This is a genomic window from Corallococcus carmarthensis (assembly GCF_003611695.1).
GTDB lineage: Bacteria > Myxococcota > Myxococcia > Myxococcales > Myxococcaceae > Corallococcus > Corallococcus carmarthensis.
On sequence record NZ_RAWE01000045.1, the window covers coordinates 41964 to 56747 of the forward strand.

At 68.8% G+C, this 14784-nt stretch carries 15 protein-coding genes; 4 read left to right on the top strand and 11 right to left on the bottom strand.

Features of this window, described 5'->3' with window-relative positions:
• Positions 1-37 precede the first annotated feature (37 nt).
• Positions 38-256: a DUF3185 family protein gene (locus D7X32_RS14970; protein ID WP_171415907.1), complete on the top strand. Its 219-nt coding sequence runs from the start codon at positions 38-40 to the stop codon at positions 254-256.
• 21 nt (positions 257-277) lie between these two features.
• On the opposite strand, the gene D7X32_RS14975 is transcribed toward D7X32_RS14970, so the two are convergent.
• The 4 genes from D7X32_RS14975 to D7X32_RS14990 all read right to left on the bottom strand — a co-directional run bounded on the left by D7X32_RS14975 (position 278) and on the right by D7X32_RS14990 (position 3830).
• A complete protein-coding gene (locus D7X32_RS14975) occupies positions 278-1111 on the bottom strand; it encodes a tetratricopeptide repeat protein (protein WP_120603223.1) in 834 nt (277 codons plus the stop codon).
• A gap of 129 nt (positions 1112-1240) precedes the next feature.
• Positions 1241-2176: a FecCD family ABC transporter permease gene (locus D7X32_RS14980; RefSeq protein ID WP_120603224.1), complete on the bottom strand. Its 936-nt coding sequence runs from the start codon at positions 2174-2176 to the stop codon at positions 1241-1243.
• Positions 2173-2967, bottom strand: a complete 795-nt coding sequence (locus D7X32_RS14985; protein ID WP_120603225.1) for an ABC transporter ATP-binding protein — start codon at positions 2965-2967, stop codon at positions 2173-2175. Before D7X32_RS14985 ends, D7X32_RS14980 begins: the two co-directional genes overlap by 4 nt.
• Complete coding sequence (locus D7X32_RS14990; RefSeq protein WP_244239019.1) at positions 2964-3830, bottom strand: ABC transporter substrate-binding protein; 867 nt, start codon at positions 3828-3830, stop codon at positions 2964-2966. Before D7X32_RS14990 ends, D7X32_RS14985 begins: the two co-directional genes overlap by 4 nt.
• A 196-nt stretch (positions 3831-4026) precedes the next feature.
• Here D7X32_RS14990 and D7X32_RS14995 point away from each other — a divergent pair, with 196 nt between their 5' ends.
• The gene (locus tag D7X32_RS14995) at positions 4027-5142 is read left to right on the top strand and encodes a polysaccharide deacetylase family protein (RefSeq protein WP_244239020.1); all 1116 of its coding nucleotides are present in this window, start codon (positions 4027-4029) and stop codon (positions 5140-5142) included.
• A gap of 72 nt (positions 5143-5214) precedes the next feature.
• Here D7X32_RS14995 and D7X32_RS15000 read toward each other — a convergent pair whose 3' ends face one another.
• From D7X32_RS15000 to D7X32_RS15030, 7 genes are all read right to left on the bottom strand, one after another.
• On the bottom strand, positions 5215-5556 hold the full coding sequence (locus D7X32_RS15000) for a hypothetical protein (RefSeq protein ID WP_147450154.1): 342 nt from the start codon (positions 5554-5556) through the stop codon (positions 5215-5217).
• 268 nt (positions 5557-5824) lie between these two features.
• On the bottom strand, positions 5825-7015 hold the full coding sequence (locus D7X32_RS15005; protein WP_120603228.1) for an MFS transporter: 1191 nt from the start codon (positions 7013-7015) through the stop codon (positions 5825-5827).
• A gap of 4 nt (positions 7016-7019) precedes the next feature.
• Positions 7020-8432: an ATP-grasp domain-containing protein gene (locus tag D7X32_RS15010; protein WP_147450155.1), complete on the bottom strand. Its 1413-nt coding sequence runs from the start codon at positions 8430-8432 to the stop codon at positions 7020-7022.
• A gap of 15 nt (positions 8433-8447) precedes the next feature.
• Complete coding sequence (locus tag D7X32_RS15015; RefSeq protein ID WP_120603230.1) at positions 8448-9086, bottom strand: VOC family protein; 639 nt, start codon at positions 9084-9086, stop codon at positions 8448-8450.
• A 13-nt stretch (positions 9087-9099) separates the two neighbouring features.
• Positions 9100-10131 (bottom strand): hypothetical protein, encoded by a 1032-nt coding sequence (locus D7X32_RS15020; protein ID WP_120603231.1) that lies wholly within the window; start codon positions 10129-10131, stop codon positions 9100-9102.
• 225 nt (positions 10132-10356) lie between these two features.
• Positions 10357-11715 carry a glycoside hydrolase family 16 protein gene (locus D7X32_RS15025; RefSeq protein WP_120603232.1) on the bottom strand — a complete coding sequence of 453 codons (1359 nt, stop codon included), beginning with the start codon at positions 11713-11715 and terminating at the stop codon, positions 10357-10359.
• A 73-nt stretch (positions 11716-11788) separates the two neighbouring features.
• Positions 11789-12781, bottom strand: coding sequence for an aldo/keto reductase (locus D7X32_RS15030; protein WP_120603233.1), 993 nt, complete (start codon positions 12779-12781; stop codon positions 11789-11791).
• Positions 12782-12937: 156 nt separating this feature from the next.
• Here D7X32_RS15030 and D7X32_RS15035 point away from each other — a divergent pair, with 156 nt between their 5' ends.
• Positions 12938-13984 carry an ABC transporter substrate-binding protein gene (locus D7X32_RS15035; RefSeq protein ID WP_120603237.1) on the top strand — a complete coding sequence of 349 codons (1047 nt, stop codon included), beginning with the start codon at positions 12938-12940 and terminating at the stop codon, positions 13982-13984.
• 210 nt (positions 13985-14194) lie between these two features.
• On the top strand, positions 14195-14784 hold a 590-nt coding region (locus tag D7X32_RS44980), incomplete at its 3' end, for a transposase (protein ID WP_208752421.1).

Below are 14784 nucleotides of genomic sequence, written 5' to 3' on the forward strand. Positions count from 1 at the left end.
CTTCCGGCCTCGCCGCCATTCCAATCAAGGAGGCCGTGTGGGTGCTGTGCGAATCGTGGGGTTGATGCTCGCGGTGGCGGGCGGAGTGCTGCTGTTCACCGGGCTCAAGGCGCGGGACTCGCTCACCGAACGCGCCACGGAGCTCATCACCGGCCGCAACACCGAACAGACCACGCTCTACGTCGCGGGCGGCGGCGCCGCGCTCGTGGGCGGCATCCTGCTGGCCCTCTTCGGGGGAGGACGAGGCCGGCGTTAGGCCCCGTCCCCCGCGCCGGGACTACTTGTTGGAGGCCTGCGCGGCCTTGGCGCGCTTGGTCGCCTCGCCGAACTGCTTGGTCGACTCGTTGGCCTGGGCCGTCAGCTCCTCGATGCGCTTGGCGTGCGCGGCGGAGCTGGCCTTGGCGGCGGCGACGCGCTCCGCGGCCTGCGGATCCACGACGGGCTTCTTGCCCTTCTCCGGCTTGGGCGGCGTGGCGGCCTCGACGGCCTCCTGATCGGCGGCCTGCTGCAGCGCCTTCTCGTGCTCGATGTACTTGAACATCACGATGCGCTTGTTGAGGTACGTGTTGGGCAGGTCCGGGTTGATGGCGATGACCTGGTCATACGTCTTCAGCGCGAGATCCAGCTCCGTGGGGACCGCGGGAGCGGACATGGAGCGGGCGCCACCGCGCTGCGCGTGCACCTCCGCGATCCAGCTGAGCGCGTCGGTGTCCTTCGGGTTGATCTTGAGGCACTCCTGGAAGTACTGCTCCGCCTTCTCCAGCGGGCCGTTCTTCGCGTACATCGCCGCGACGTTGCGGTAGGCCTCGGCCTTGTCGTTGGGCGTCTTCGCGAACTCCACCAGCTTCAGCGCGGACTCCGCGGCCTGGTCCGTCTGGCCCGCCTGCAGGTGCGCATAGGCCTTCCGCTCCCAGACCTTCTCCTGGGTCGGGTCGATCTTCAGCGACTCCTCGTACTCCTTCACCGACTCCGCGTACTTCTTGTCGGCGAGGAAGTTGGTGCCCTTGACCCGGTGCTCCTTGGCCTTCTCCGCCTTCTCGTCGCCACAGCCGAAGGACCCGCCGAGGGTCAGCACACCCAGCATCAAACCCACGCTACCCAGCCGCTTCATGCCCAAAGCCTTTCGTGAAGTTCCAGGGGCACGTCCCAGCGGGGGCCCCACGCGGCGCGGAATATACCCGAACTCGTCTCGTGAACCCCCCGTCCTGAAGGCTCGGCCGCCCCCGTCCGGCGGGGCGCTTCAGGAGCGAGCGCGCGCGACCAGGGAGACGAGCAGGGGCGCGCCCAGGGCGGCTGTCACCACTCCCACGGGCAATTCACGCCCGGGGAGGATCACCCGCGCCGACGCATCGCACAACGCGAGGAAGGCGGCCCCCACCACCACGGAGCCAGGCAGCAGCACGCGGCGGCTCACGCCCAGCGTCCGGCGCACCAGGTGCGGGACGATGAGCTCCACGAAGGCGATGGGGCCACACCACGCGACGCAGGCGGCCACGCCCAGCGCCCCCAGGCCGATGGCCACCGTGCGCACGCGGCGGACGGGGACGCCCTGGGACTCCGCGTGCTCCTCGCCGGCGATGAACACCTCCAGTGCGCGGGTGAGGGCCAGCAGCCCCACGACGGTGACGGCCGCGAACGGCGTGAGGAGCAGCACGCCCGAGTAGCCCACCTGCGGCAGGTGGCCCAGGGACCAGCGCATGGCGGCCATGAGCTCCGCGGAGTCCGCGGTGAACTGCAACCCGGTGGAGATGGCGCCCGCCGCCATGGAGCAGGCGATGCCGGCCAGCACCACGTCGTTCATCCGTACGCGGCGGCCCGCGGCGATGGCGGCCACCACCAGGCTGACGCCGAGCGCCCCCACGAAGGCCGCGGCGGTGATGAGCGGCAGTCCGCCTGGAGCAAGCCGGGCCCCCAGGATGATGGCCACCAGCGCGCCCAGGGTCGCCCCGGCCGTGGTGCCCACGGTGCTGGGCGCGGCCAGCGGGTTCGCGAAGAGGGACTGGTACACCGCGCCCACCAGCGACAGCGTGCCGCCCACCAGCATCGCCATCAGCGTGCGGGGCACGCGCAGCTGCCAGAAGACGAAGTCCGCCGTGCCGGGGGCGAACCCCGGGCCGATGAACGGCGCCACCGCGCACGCGGCCAGGCACACCGCCAGCAGGAGCCAGACCTTCACGCGGCGCCTCCGCTCCGGGGCAGGCTCACGAAGACGCGGTGTCCGTCCACGGCCGTCGCGTGCATGCGCACGCCGAACAGCTCGCCCAGGTGTTCGCCCAGTTCGGGGGCGTCGTGGGCCCGCTCGAACGCCACGCGGCCCTGGAACAGGCCCACGACGCGGGGGGCCCGCGTGCCCGGAGCATGGGCGTGCGTGAGCACGTTGACGTCGTGGGTGACGCAGAGGATGCCGCGCCCTGCTCGCCAGAGGTGGCCCATGCGCATGTAGAGCTCCAGTTGTTGCGCGGGGTCCAGGAAGTTGGCGGGCTCGTCCAGCAGCACCAGCGGTGTCTCCTGCGCGAGCAGTCCCGCGACCGCCACGCGCTGCCGCTCGCCGCCGGACAGCTCCGTGATGGGGCGCAGGGCGAAGGACCCGGCGCCTGCTTCCGCCAGGGCCTTGTGCGCCGCCGTCTCTGAGGCGCGGCGGGATTCGGGGAAGCGGTAGCGCGCGGAGACGACCTGCTCCAGCGCGGTGATGGGCTCCGCCGCTTCCAACCGCTGGGGCAGCCACGCGAGCCGCGCCGCGCGCTCCCGGGGGACAAGGCTCGACACGTCCTGCCCGTCCACGAACGCATGTCCCGAGTCCGGACGCAGCAGCCCCAGCGCCACGCGCAGGAGCGTGGACTTGCCCGCGCCGTTGGGCCCGACGATGGCGACGAACTCTCCCGGGGCCACGTGCAGGGAGACGCTGTCCAGCAGCGTCCGTCCCCGCGCCCGCACCGTCACCGCGTCCAGCGTCAGGCCGGCCGTCATCGCGGGGAGGGCAGGGTGCCCAGCGCGGCGCGAAGCCGCTCGACGACGTCAAGGATGGCGGGCCCGGTGGACTGCACGTCGGAACCGATGACCAGCCGCACCCGGTCCTCCCGCGCCGCGCGCAGGCCGGTGAGCTGCTTCCACGGGGCCAGGGCCTGCGCCTGCCGAGCGGCGTCCAGGGCCGGCACGTTGATGAGCACCAGCACCGCGTCCGGATCCAGCGCGATGACGCCCTCCAGCGACAGGTTGGGAGGACCGGAGCGCTCGTCAGCGACGGCGTTGCGAGCCCCCGCCGCCTCCAGCGCGGCGCCGTGCAGCGACGCGCGCTTCATGTACCAGACCTCCGACAGCGTGCCCGCGACGTCGCCCAGCACCAGCAGCACGCGGTGGGCGTCCTTCGGCGCGGGGCGCGACAGCGTGCGGTTCATCTTCTCCGCCAGCGCGGTGGCCTGGGGTTCACGTCCGCTCAGGCGGCCCAGCTCCTTCACGCTGTCCACCACCTCCTGGAGTGACGTCCAGGGCAGCACCTTCAGCGGCGCGAGCGCGGAGAGCGCCTCCGCCGGGGCCTGCTTCACCTGCTGATCCACGAGCAGCGTCGGCTTGAGCTTCGCGATGGCTTCGAAGTTGGGCGCGAACGTGGTGCCTACCTTGGGCAGGGCGGGTGTGCCTTCGGGCAGGGCGGTGTAGTCGGACACGCCCACGATCTCCGCGCCCGCGCCCAGGGCGAACAGCGTCTCCGTGACGGAGGGAGACAGCGAGACGATCCGCCGCGCCTGGGTCTCCGGGGGAGGCGCCGAACGCTGACAGCCCGCGGCGAGCGCGAGCACCACGCAGAGCAGAGAGGGGAGGCGGAAGAGACTCATGGGCGGGCCGACTTCTAGCACGCGAGTCATGGGCGGGCGTCCGGGAAGCGGCGTCATGGGTTTCGCTTATCCTGGGAACTCCTCACAGGGGGAATACCCGGTCATGACCTGGATGAATTGGAGTTCCCGCGCGCTCGGCGCCGCGGCGTTGCTTTGCACTTCCTCGGCCCTTGCCGCGTCGCCGTTCGCGGAAGGGATGGTCTCCATCACGTTGGATGACGGCTGGAGCACGCAGTACACGCTGGCGCGGCCGGCGCTCAAGTCGCGGAGCATCCCCGCCACGTACTACCTGGTGACCGATGCCATCGCCCAGAGTTGGGGCGGCTACATGAGCCTCGCGCAGGTGCAGACGCTCAAGGCGGAGGGCAACGAGATCGCCAGCCACACGCGCACGCACTCGGACCTGACCACGCTGACGCCCACGCAGCTGACGTCGGAGCTGCACGACTCGCGCACGTGGCTGCAGACGAACGTGGGGGCGGCGTGCGGCAAGGACTTCGCGTCACCCTACGGCGCGTACAACGCGACGGTGATGACGGCGTTGAAGCCGGAGTACGCCAGCCACCGCACCATCAACGCGGGGCGCAACTTCAAGGACACGGTCATCTACGAGCTGCGCGCCAACGACGTGTCGAGCGCGGTGACGGTGGCGCAGGTGAAGGGGTGGATCAACCAGGCCATCGCGGAGAAGAGCTGGCTCATCATCCTCTTCCACGAGTTCACCAGCGGCACGCCCACGCGGGAGACGCAGTACAAGACGACCAACTTCACGAACATCCTCAACTACGTGCAGTCGACGGGCATCCGCACCGTGACGGTGGAGCAGGGGCTTGCGTTGACGGATGGCCTCACGGAGCCGCCGCCTTCCGTGGGCACGGTCGTCTACGACGACGCGATGGGCAGTGGCTTCCAGGACTGGAGCTGGGCGACGCACGACCTGGACCAGGCCGTCACGGTGCACTCCGGGTCCACGGCGGTCAGCTTCGAGCCGGATTACTGGGAGGCGCTGATGTTCCACCACACGGGCCTGGACCTGTCGCTGTATCAGTCCGTCGACCTCTGGGTGCACGGAGGCACGACGGGTGGGCAGCAGGTGCGACTGGCGCTCTACAACGGCGGCACGCCGCTGGGCAGCATCAACCTGGCGACGGCGCTGGGACACCCCATCACGGCGGGGACCTGGCAGAAGGTCTCCATTCCGCTGAGCACCCTGGGCGCGACGTCCGGCACGGTGGATGACTTCTACGTGATGGACGACTCCGGTTCGGATCAGGGCACGCTGTACGTGGACGACTTCGTGCTCGTGCCGTAGCGGACTGCCTCGGGAGCCGTGACACTGGCCAGCCACCTCGCAAGAGAGGTGGCTGGCTTGTTCATTTGCGCGTCAGCCGCCAGCGATGATCGCCGTACCACACGAGTACGGAGTGCCGCCGGAGCCGTTCTGCCGACAGGCCACGATCTTGAGCTGCGCGCTCTCACGGGTGACGTCCACGTTGTTGCCCTTGTGCGTGTTGTACCCGGTCCCGACGTAGACGCGCGCGTAGGCCTTCCACGACCCGTCCGCCTGCTTGACCTCGATCCAGCCGACGACGCCCTCGTTGTCGGAGTCCAGGTCGTACACAGTGTAGATGTCGCCACCGTCGTCGAAGCAGGTCTTGCCCGCGGTGGTGCCCGCGTCCGTCGTGTACGCACAGCCGCTCGCTGCGAAGGCAGGAGCGCCGGTCAAGCCAACCAGAGCAGCAGCGACCGCGCCCAAAGCCGTACGGATGTACATGCCCTTCATCGTGAGCCTCCTGGTCTTGCGTTGAGTAGGCGCTGACAGCGGCTGGAGCCCCCCGCGCCCGCAATGACCCTAGAGGAAGATTTAATCGTCTTCCACGAAAATCTGCTTATTCTTGTTTGTGGTTGGCTATTCATCAATGCGAGGCATTTCGGAGGCGGGTGGGTTGCAATGGCGCGCGCCGGTGCCTGCTCCGGCGCGCGCAGGCTGACTCCTACCGGGTGGTGGCGGCGTCGGGAAGCGCGTCCGGAGTGCTGCCGCGCATCGAGCGCGCCGCGACCACGGCCAAAGCCAGGAAGATGAGGATGAGCGCGCGCGGCAAAGCCTGGGTGCCGAACGCATCCTGTAGCACGCCAATGGCCGACGAACCGGCGACCCCACCGGCGCCGCCCGCCATCGTCATCGCGGCGCTGCAGCTCAGGAGCTGTGCGCCGGTGAAGCGGTCACCGATGGACGCCAGCGCCACCGTCGTCGTGCCATAGGCACAAGCGCCCCAGACGAACAGGAACAAATACAGCAGCGGCGTCGACGCGCCGATGACCCACGGCAGAACGCCGCCGCCGACAACGGTGAGCAACGCGCAGCCCATCATCACCGGGCGCCGGCCCCAGCGGTCGGACGCCCAGCCAATGGGCGGCTGCAACAGCACGTTGCCGACGTTCAGCACGCTGAGGCCGATGCCCATGACCGCGGTGCTCGTGCCATGGACCGCCCCGAACTTGGGCAGGAACGCCAGGGACGCGTGGTCGAACGCGCCGAACGACGCGGCCGCGAGCAACGCCGCGGGAATCAACGGAACCGCTCCGAGCACCGGTGCGCGCCCCGTGCCGTGGAAGTCCGGCAGTTGCTTGCTGACGAGCAGCACCCCCAGCGCACACGCGACGAACGCCGCGCCGAGCATCGCGAAGCAATGCGGCGAGCGGAAGTCCGCCAGCGACACCAGCAGCGGGCCGCACGCGAAGCCCGCCGACAGGAACGACGTGTAGATGCCGAACACCCGGCCGCGGCGCCCCGACGGCGTGAGCTGCGCGAGCCACGCCTTGTTGACGATGTAGAAGCCGCCCACCGCCAGCCCCCACAGCAGGCGCGCGGCAATCCACAGGAGGGGCTCGGGCACGAGCGCCATCGACGCCATCGCTGTCAGGCCGAGCATGCAGCTCGCGACGCCGATGCGCACGGCGCCGAACCGCTCGGCCGCCCATGGAATCACGAACGACGAGGCAATCAGCCCCAGCGGGCTGCACGCCGCGGAGATGCCAATCACGCTGTCGGCGACGCCCTGGCGGGACAGCAACACGCCGAGCAGCACGGGCGTGCCGCCCACCGCGACGGCGAACATGCCGACCAGGAACGAAATCGTGAAGATGCTCCGCCACGCGGCGGCGTCCGAGGAGGATGGACTCATGGCACTAATGGCGCGCGACCATGACCGGCAGCATCGCGCCGCCCTTGTAGAGGCTCATGATGGGGCTCTGGTTGGCGCGCGACAAGAAGCCCACCGCCTTGCCGCCGAAGATGAAGGTGTTGAGGTCGGCGATCCGCGGCGTGATTTCGCCCGTGGCCGGGTCCGGACAGTGGACGACGTGGCCCTGGATGTACTCCTGGGCGACGAACGCGGAGTTGGACGCCGCGGCATCCACGGCGCGCTGCCAGTCCGCGTCCTGGACCTTGTTGCCAATCACGATGCCGTCGCCCCACGTGGCGTTGGTCGGCTTGAGCAGGAAGCGGGTCCGGTGGCGCTTGAGGTAGTCGCACAGGTCCACCTGCTCGCCTTCCATGGAGATGGAGCGCCCGGGTGCCACGACGCGCGTCCACGGCACGTGGCGCTGGAACATCCGCCGGTCCGCCGGCGAGAAGTGGTCGCCGAACCGCGGGTCGCTCAAGAGCGCGAGAATCGACTTGTCGGCGTAGATCCACTGGCAGGCCAGCGGGTTCACGCTGACCACGTCGCCAGCGGCCACCGCGCGGAGGTAGTGCTCTGCGTCGGGACACTGGACGAGGTCGCGCAGGTCCCACTTGTTGTAGACGAGGTCGATGCGCGTCCCCCGGTGGGTCACGCAGCCCGCGCCGCGCTCAAGCTCGCGCAGGTCGATGAACTCGCAGTGGATGCCGCGCTCGCCGAAACCCTGGATGATGAGGTCGGTCTCGCTGGTGAAGCGGCCGTTGTAGTTGACGATGCGGACCTCGCTCGGGTCCCGGCCCTTGTCCGCGCGATACGTGTCCAGCATCTCCGAGATGAACAGGTTGCGCGTCTCGACGATGGGCTGGGGGACCAGTTCGACGTCGCGGCCCCACGCGGCCAGGATGGGATTGGGCAGCGAGCGCCACAGCCGCGTCGCCATCCCGGAGGCGAACAGGTTCGCGGGACAGTCGGTGTTGGTCTCCAGAATCAGATAGCGGCCATCCGGCGCGACCAGGCCGTCGAAGCGGCAGATGCGCGTGAGCGGCCGGAACGCGGGCGCCGCCAGCAGGAGGTCCCGCACCGGCTCATAGCCGCGATAGAGCTTCCGGACCTCGGCGTCATGGCGGTACAGCTCGAGCACGTTGTCGAACACGCGGATGAAGCGCTCGCCCGCGGACTTCAGCTGCTCAGCCCAGTCGGCGTCGATGATGGTCGGGCGCAGGCACACCGGATACGCGTGATTGGCGTCGAACTGGAGCCCTTTGGCGAGCGCCACGCCGCGCAGCTCGCGTTGCGCCGCCGCGATGTTCTCACGCTCGGCGGCCGAGGCCTGGGCCAGCAGCACGTCGAGCTCCGCGTCGTACGGACACAGCGCCAGGCCGCCACGGTCTTGCTGAAAGGGACCATTTGCTTTGGACATCGCGGACTCCATTGTTCAAGTCAGGATACGGATCCCGGACGGCGTGCGGATCGTCGCGGTATAGCGGAATGCCTCGCCGTGCGTGACGGCGGGCGCGCCCGAGACTCCGAGCGCCTCGTAAAGCCGGGCGATGCGCGCGGTGTCCGGGTGCTCGAGCGTGAACGCCACCAACTCGCAGCCCCGCTGCGTCTCGGGCGCGAGCGTCGGGCGTTTTCCCTTCCGGTCGATGAGCGACGGCACGACGCCCTGCATGGGCAGTGAGCCGTCCACGGGCACGGAGAAGAAGTAGCTCGACGTCCCGGCGTGGAACTCGCGCGGCTCCCCGAACACGCCCGGGTGTTGGGCCATCCGCTGGGCGAAGTGATCGGTGCTCGCCACCCAGCCCCGCAGGCGCTTGCCGTCGTCCCACGCCTTGCGCACCGCCGCGCGGTCGTCGAGCCCGAACCACCTGGGGCCCGGGACGGCCGGCGCCTCCTCGTCGATGGCAATCACTTCGAGATAGGCGGCCTCACCCAGCTGGAGCAGGTGATTGTGCGTGCCCATGTGGGGGTGCTTGCGGCCGAAGGGGATGTCGATGCCCAGGCACTCTTGGAGGTGAGCGATGCCTTCGACGAGCGAGGGTGCGATGACGGAGAGATGATCGAGTCGGGGCATGGCGTCGCCGGGGTCAGGCCTTGACCAACATCGGGTCGGTCGACTGGACGATGGCGGTGGAGAAGCGGTTGTAGCCGAACAGTCGCACGAGGATCCGCCGGTTGTCCTTGATGATGTCGCGGCAGTGCAGGGCCTTGGTGTTGTTGATGAGGATGGCCTTGCTGGAGTCCAGGGTCACCTGGAGCCGCTCCGCGTTCGTGATGCCAGCCTGTAGCGCGTCAATGGCACGCCGTGAGTTCTCCGGCACCCCGTCGCACGCGGAGAAGCGATAGGCGCTGAACCGGAACGCGAAGTCACCGTGGTTGTTGTAGTCCACGATGGAGACATGACGGCCATCCTCGTCGCCGGGCACGTAGGAGTTGGGCCGGGTGAACTGATAGTGCTTCCGGGTCAGCGCGTCGACCACCGGCTCGCCGAGTGCCTTCAGCACGGGCGTGATCGGGATGACCTGGGTCGGCTCCTGGAGCGGATTCCACCGCGCCGTCAGGATCAACGTCGAGGGCGCCGGTGAATGCCGCTCCGTCGCTTGGAACGAGCAGTAGTGCGGCGGCTCGGTGTGCGCGCCGAGCGCAAGACCGGAGTGTGATGAAACCTCCACGTCCTCGGGCGCGGGCTCCTCGGGAATCTTGTGCTGCCCGCCGCCCTTGAAGTTGCCGACGAGGCGCACCATTTCGTTGTAGTCCAGATCGTATGCGAAGGCGCGATTGCCAGCGAGGTTCAACAAAAGCTGGCTGCGCGACGCGAGCACCAGGCAGTCGAGATCCATCTTCAACGCCTCGAGTGAAGGCCGCGCCTCGGGGACGCCATCGCCCACTTCGAGCATGCCCTCGACGACCAGCAGGGTGATGCGATTGCTGGCATAGCCATCGACCACGGCGCGCTGCTCGGAGTCCAGCATGTCGCGCAGCACGTGGGCGTGGGCTTCGGCGCGTTCACGAATCCCCGCGCACTGCGGCCCGCCGGCACGTGCCAGTTGCACGGCGTGGTGATGCAGGGATTCCGCCTGGGAAGGACTCAGCTTCAGGACCGCGACTTCGGTGTGCATGCTTGCGAATTCCCCCTCGGACCTCGCAACCCGAGCCATGGCCGCCCCCGGCCCGGCCTCGAGTTGTGGCGCGCAGATACTACCGCGAAGTCCAGTAGTCCAGACTAATCTTGTATTTCTGGCATGGAGAGGGAAGAGAGTTCAGGAAGTCTGGCCGCCATCCGGAGGACTGACGCCGCGCGCGCCGGTGCCTGCCCCGGCGCGCGCGTTGAAGACAGCCGGGGCCTACAGCTTGATCAGCTCCACGTCATCCATGTGGATGAAGTTGGAGCCGTTGTGGGCGGGCGACTTGCTGTGCAGGCCGAACTCCAGATAGCCGTTGGTGACGTTGACGGCTGGCGTCTCCAGCAGCGTGTAGTTGCCGTAGGTGCCCAGGTTGGTGATGGCCGCGGCGCAATCACCGCAGGTCTTCACCTGGAAGCGCGCGAAGTCGAACGTGCCGCCCTTGCGGAACCAGGCGCGCAGCTTGTAGTTGCCCGACGCCAGGCCCGTCTTCGTCTGGTACGTCCACGCCTCGTACGCCGCCGCCGACGTCCAGTGCGTCAGGTGGAAGCTGCCCGAGTGCCCGCCGTTGTACGTCTCCGAGAACGCCGCCGCCGCCGTGCCGTTCGGGCTCCAGGTGTTCCAGCCCGTCATGCCGCTCTCGAAGCCCGCGTTGGTGAGCCCCAGCGACTGCGAGCCGCCCGGCTGGTACCAGCGCACCCACTCCACCTCCATCGTCTTCCTGGCGCCAAAGGGCAGGTCGATGGAGGCAGGTGCTGGATTGCCGTACCAGACGCCGCCCAGCGCCAGGTTCAGGATGAGGTAGTGGTTCTGCTGGAACTCCGTCTCGTTGTGGTTGAACGTCGCCGTGGACACGAAGTCCTTGTCCAGGCGGAACACCATGCTGTTCGCCGTCCACTCCACTTCATACGTGTGGAAGTCCTGCGACAGGTCCACGCCGCGGCTCGCGCCCGTGCCCCAGTCCGCGTTGCCGCCGTTGTACCAATGCAGCGCGGACTTCATCCACGTGGGCTCCGTGGACTTCCACTCCAGGATGTCGATCTCTCCCGCGCCCGGCCAGCCCGCGCTCTGCACGTTCGCGCCCAGCGTCCAGAACGCCGGCCACATGCCGTAGCCCGGCGGAATCTTGATGCTCGCCACAATCTTTCCGTAGCGCCCCTCCACCTTGCCCTTGGTGTGGATGCGGCCGGAATAGAACGAGCGGTAGTTGCCAGGGCAGTGCGAGTCCGTGGGGTTGTCCCCCGTGCGCTCCGCCGTGATGACCAGCTTGCCGTTGCCCACCGTCACGTTCTGCGCGCGCGGGAACTCCAGCTCACCCGTGCCGAAGTTGCAGTTGTTGAGCAGCGGATCCCAGTTGCTCGTCAGCACGTTCCACGCGCCCGTGTTCAGCGACGTGCCCGTGAAGTCGTCCTGCCACGACAGGGACCACCCCGCGCCCGGGTCGTACGCGCGCTCGCCCTGCTGCGTCTGGCCGTAGCCTTCCGCCTCCACCGGGGCGGCGGCTTCCGGCTCCGGTGAACAGCCGGAGAGGGTGGTCAGGAGTCCTGCGGCGACAAGGCCAGCTCGAAAGGGGCGATGCATGAATGCTCCGGGGAAGGGGGAGCATTCATATTTGCCGGTTTTGACGCGGCTTGCCAGGAAGTCACGAAGCGGCTCAGCCGAGCCACTGGGGATTCTGGACGGTCCCGTCGAAGTGGTGGCTCGTCTTGTACTTCTCGAAGGCGCCGTCCCTGGCCGCGTCCTTCGTCCTGGCGAGCAGGGCCTGCACTTCCTTCTCGCTCAGGGGCTTGAAGGTGCGCGCGGCGGTGAGGGCCTGCTGCAGGCGCTCCTGCGAGTCGATGCCGGTGATGACGACGCTGACGGGCAGGGACAGGTTGTAGCGGAGGCATTCCGGCGCGGTGACGGTCTTGCTGTCGAGGATGAACGGGTCGCCCATGCACTTCATGGCGAGCACGCCGATGCCCTCCTTCACGAGCACGGGCAGCACGCGCTTCTCGAAGCTGTTGAAGTGGGCGTCCATCACGTTGAGGGGCAGCTGCACGGTGTCGAAGCGGAAGCCGTGCTTCTTCGCCGTCTCCAGCATCTTCAGGTGGATGTCCGGGGACTTGTGGCCGGTGAAGCCCAGGAAGCGCGCCTTGCCGGCCTTCTGCGCGTCCTTCATGGCTTCGATGGCGCCGCCTTCGGCGAAGGCTCGGTCCGGATCATTGTCGCGGATGACCTCGTGGAGCTGGAGCAGGTCCAGGTGGTCCGTCTGGAGGCGCTGGAGGGATTCGTCGATCTGCTTCGCGGCGGTCTTCTTGTCGCGGCCGTCGATCTTCGTCATCAGGAAGGCCTTGGCGCGGTAGCCGTCGCGCAGCGCCTTGCCCATGCGCTCCTCGCTCTTGCCGTCGTTGTAGTCCCAGCAGTTGTCCAGGAAGTTGATGCCCTGGTCCAACGCGCCCCGGATGAGCGCGAGGCTCTCCGACTCGTCCTTCTGCTTCCCGATGTGGAAGCCCCCGAGTCCCACGCACGACACCTCCTGGCCGGTGCGGCCCAGCTTGCGGCGGGGCACGGTGGGGGCGTTCTTCGCCTTCGCGGGCGGAGCACCGAACACGGTCGGGGCGGCCATCAACGACAGCGTCGCGGCGAGGAATTCCTTCCGGGTCATGTCAGGGCGTCCTTCCAGAGGGACAGGTGGCGTCTGGGAGGCCGACGTTGGGACCGGGTAGGGCCGGGGACAACGGGCGCGCGGGCCGAATGTGCAGGAGCCATCGCTGCGGAGTGGGTGTGCAGGGCGGGCGTGTGCCGCATAATCGACACCCGCATGCGCATCCCCCTCCTTGTGCGGCGCGTGGCTCCGCTCCTCGCGCTGATCCTCCTGGCCGCGTGCCGCATCGAATCCGCCGCGCCGTCGGGAGGCGCCGCCGTGGCGCAGGCCACGACCCCGTCCGGCGAGGTGTGGGTCTACACGTCGATGTACCGGCACGTGCTGGATGCGCTGGAGCCGCTGTTGAAGGAGCGTCTGCCCGGCGTGCAGGTGCACTGGTACCAGGCGGGCAGCGAGAAGGTGGCCAGCCGGCTGGAGGCGGAGCGCGCCGCGGGTGCGGTGCGCGCGGACGTGCTGATGACGTCGGATCCGTTCCTGTACGAGCGGCTGGCGCGGGACGGTGCGTTCCTGCGCTACGCGTCCGTGAACTCACTGCGCATCCCACGCACGTTGATGGACCTGGACGCGAGGTACGCGGCGGTGCGGCTGTCCACGATGGTGCTGGTGCACCGCGTGGGTGCTGGCGAGGCGCCGAAGTCGTTCGCGGCGCTGGTGGATGGCAGCTGGAAGGGAAGGGCGGCCATCGGTGATCCGCTCACGTCGGGCACCGCGTTCACGTGGGCGGTGTTCCTGCACGCGCGGCGCGGGGAGGCGTACTTCGCGGGGTTGAGGGAAAAGGGCGCGGTGGTGTCGGGCGGCAACGCGGCGGTGCTCCAGAAGGTGGAGAGCGGCGAGGTGGACGCGGGCGTGCTGCTCCTGGAGAACGCGCTGGCGGCGAAGGCGAAGGGCAGTCCCATCGAGGTCGTCTGGCCGGAGGATGGCGCGGTGGTCATCCCGGGCCCGGTGGGGCTGTTCGCATCGACTCGGAACCCGGTGGCGGCGAAGGCCCTGGTGGACGTGCTGCTGTCACCGGAGGGCCAGCGCATCATCGTGGAGAAGGGGGACATGCACGCGGTGGACCCGCGCTTGAGCGGCCCGCGTGGCGAGCCTGGCGTGGAAGGGCTGCTGGGTCGCGCGCAGGCATGGACTCCGGAGTTGCTGGAGCAGGGCCTGCTGCACGGTGGCGAAATCAAGGAAGCCTTCAGCCGGGCCTTCGCGCGATGAGCCAGGAACGTCGCATGCGGGAGTGGGCATGTATCCACGGCTTCGGTACCACCGAGCCCTTCCACGGAAATGGGCCCCCGCAGTGGACGCGAGGTCGCGCCCCAAACCTCCGGATGTCCTCGCTGGCCCCCTCCCACCCGACGCGGTCCAAACCTGTCCGACTGGAGGGTTGCGCGAAATAAGGAGTCCTGGGGGGAGGGTAGAGAGGAGATGAAGCCGGAAGAAGGACGCCCCTGCCCGCCAGCGAAGCCGCCGAGGCGGCGCATTCCGAAGGACCCAACGCCTCGCTTCAAGGCGCCGGACAGGGAAGCGCTAGCGCTGGCGGAGCGGCTGGTGCCCCGGGAGCATCTGGCCAGACGGGTGCAGCGAGTGGTGGAGCGCTTCGAGTTGACGCAGGTGGAGGCCCACTTCTCGGCGCTGGGCCAGAATGGGTTCGCTCCGCGCCAACTGCTGGGGCTGTGGCTATACGCCAGCCTCATCGGGCTGCACCAGGGGACGCGGCTGGCGCGTGCACTGCAAACGGACTGCGCCTTGCGGTGGCTCAGTGGAGGCCATTGCATCAGCGTGGCGGTCCTCAACCGCTTTCGCGCCCAGAATGCCGCCCTCTTCCTAGCGGCCCTGGAGCAGACGGTGCGCTGGGCCGTGGAGGAGGGCCTGGTGCGCACGCAGGAGTTGGGCATCGACAGCGTGCGTTTGCGCGCCCATGCCAGTCGCAGCCAGGTGCGCGTGCACGCGCAGTCCCTGCGGCGCTTGAAGCACCTGCGCGCGTTGGACGTCGACGCCCTGGACGCTTCCGCGCG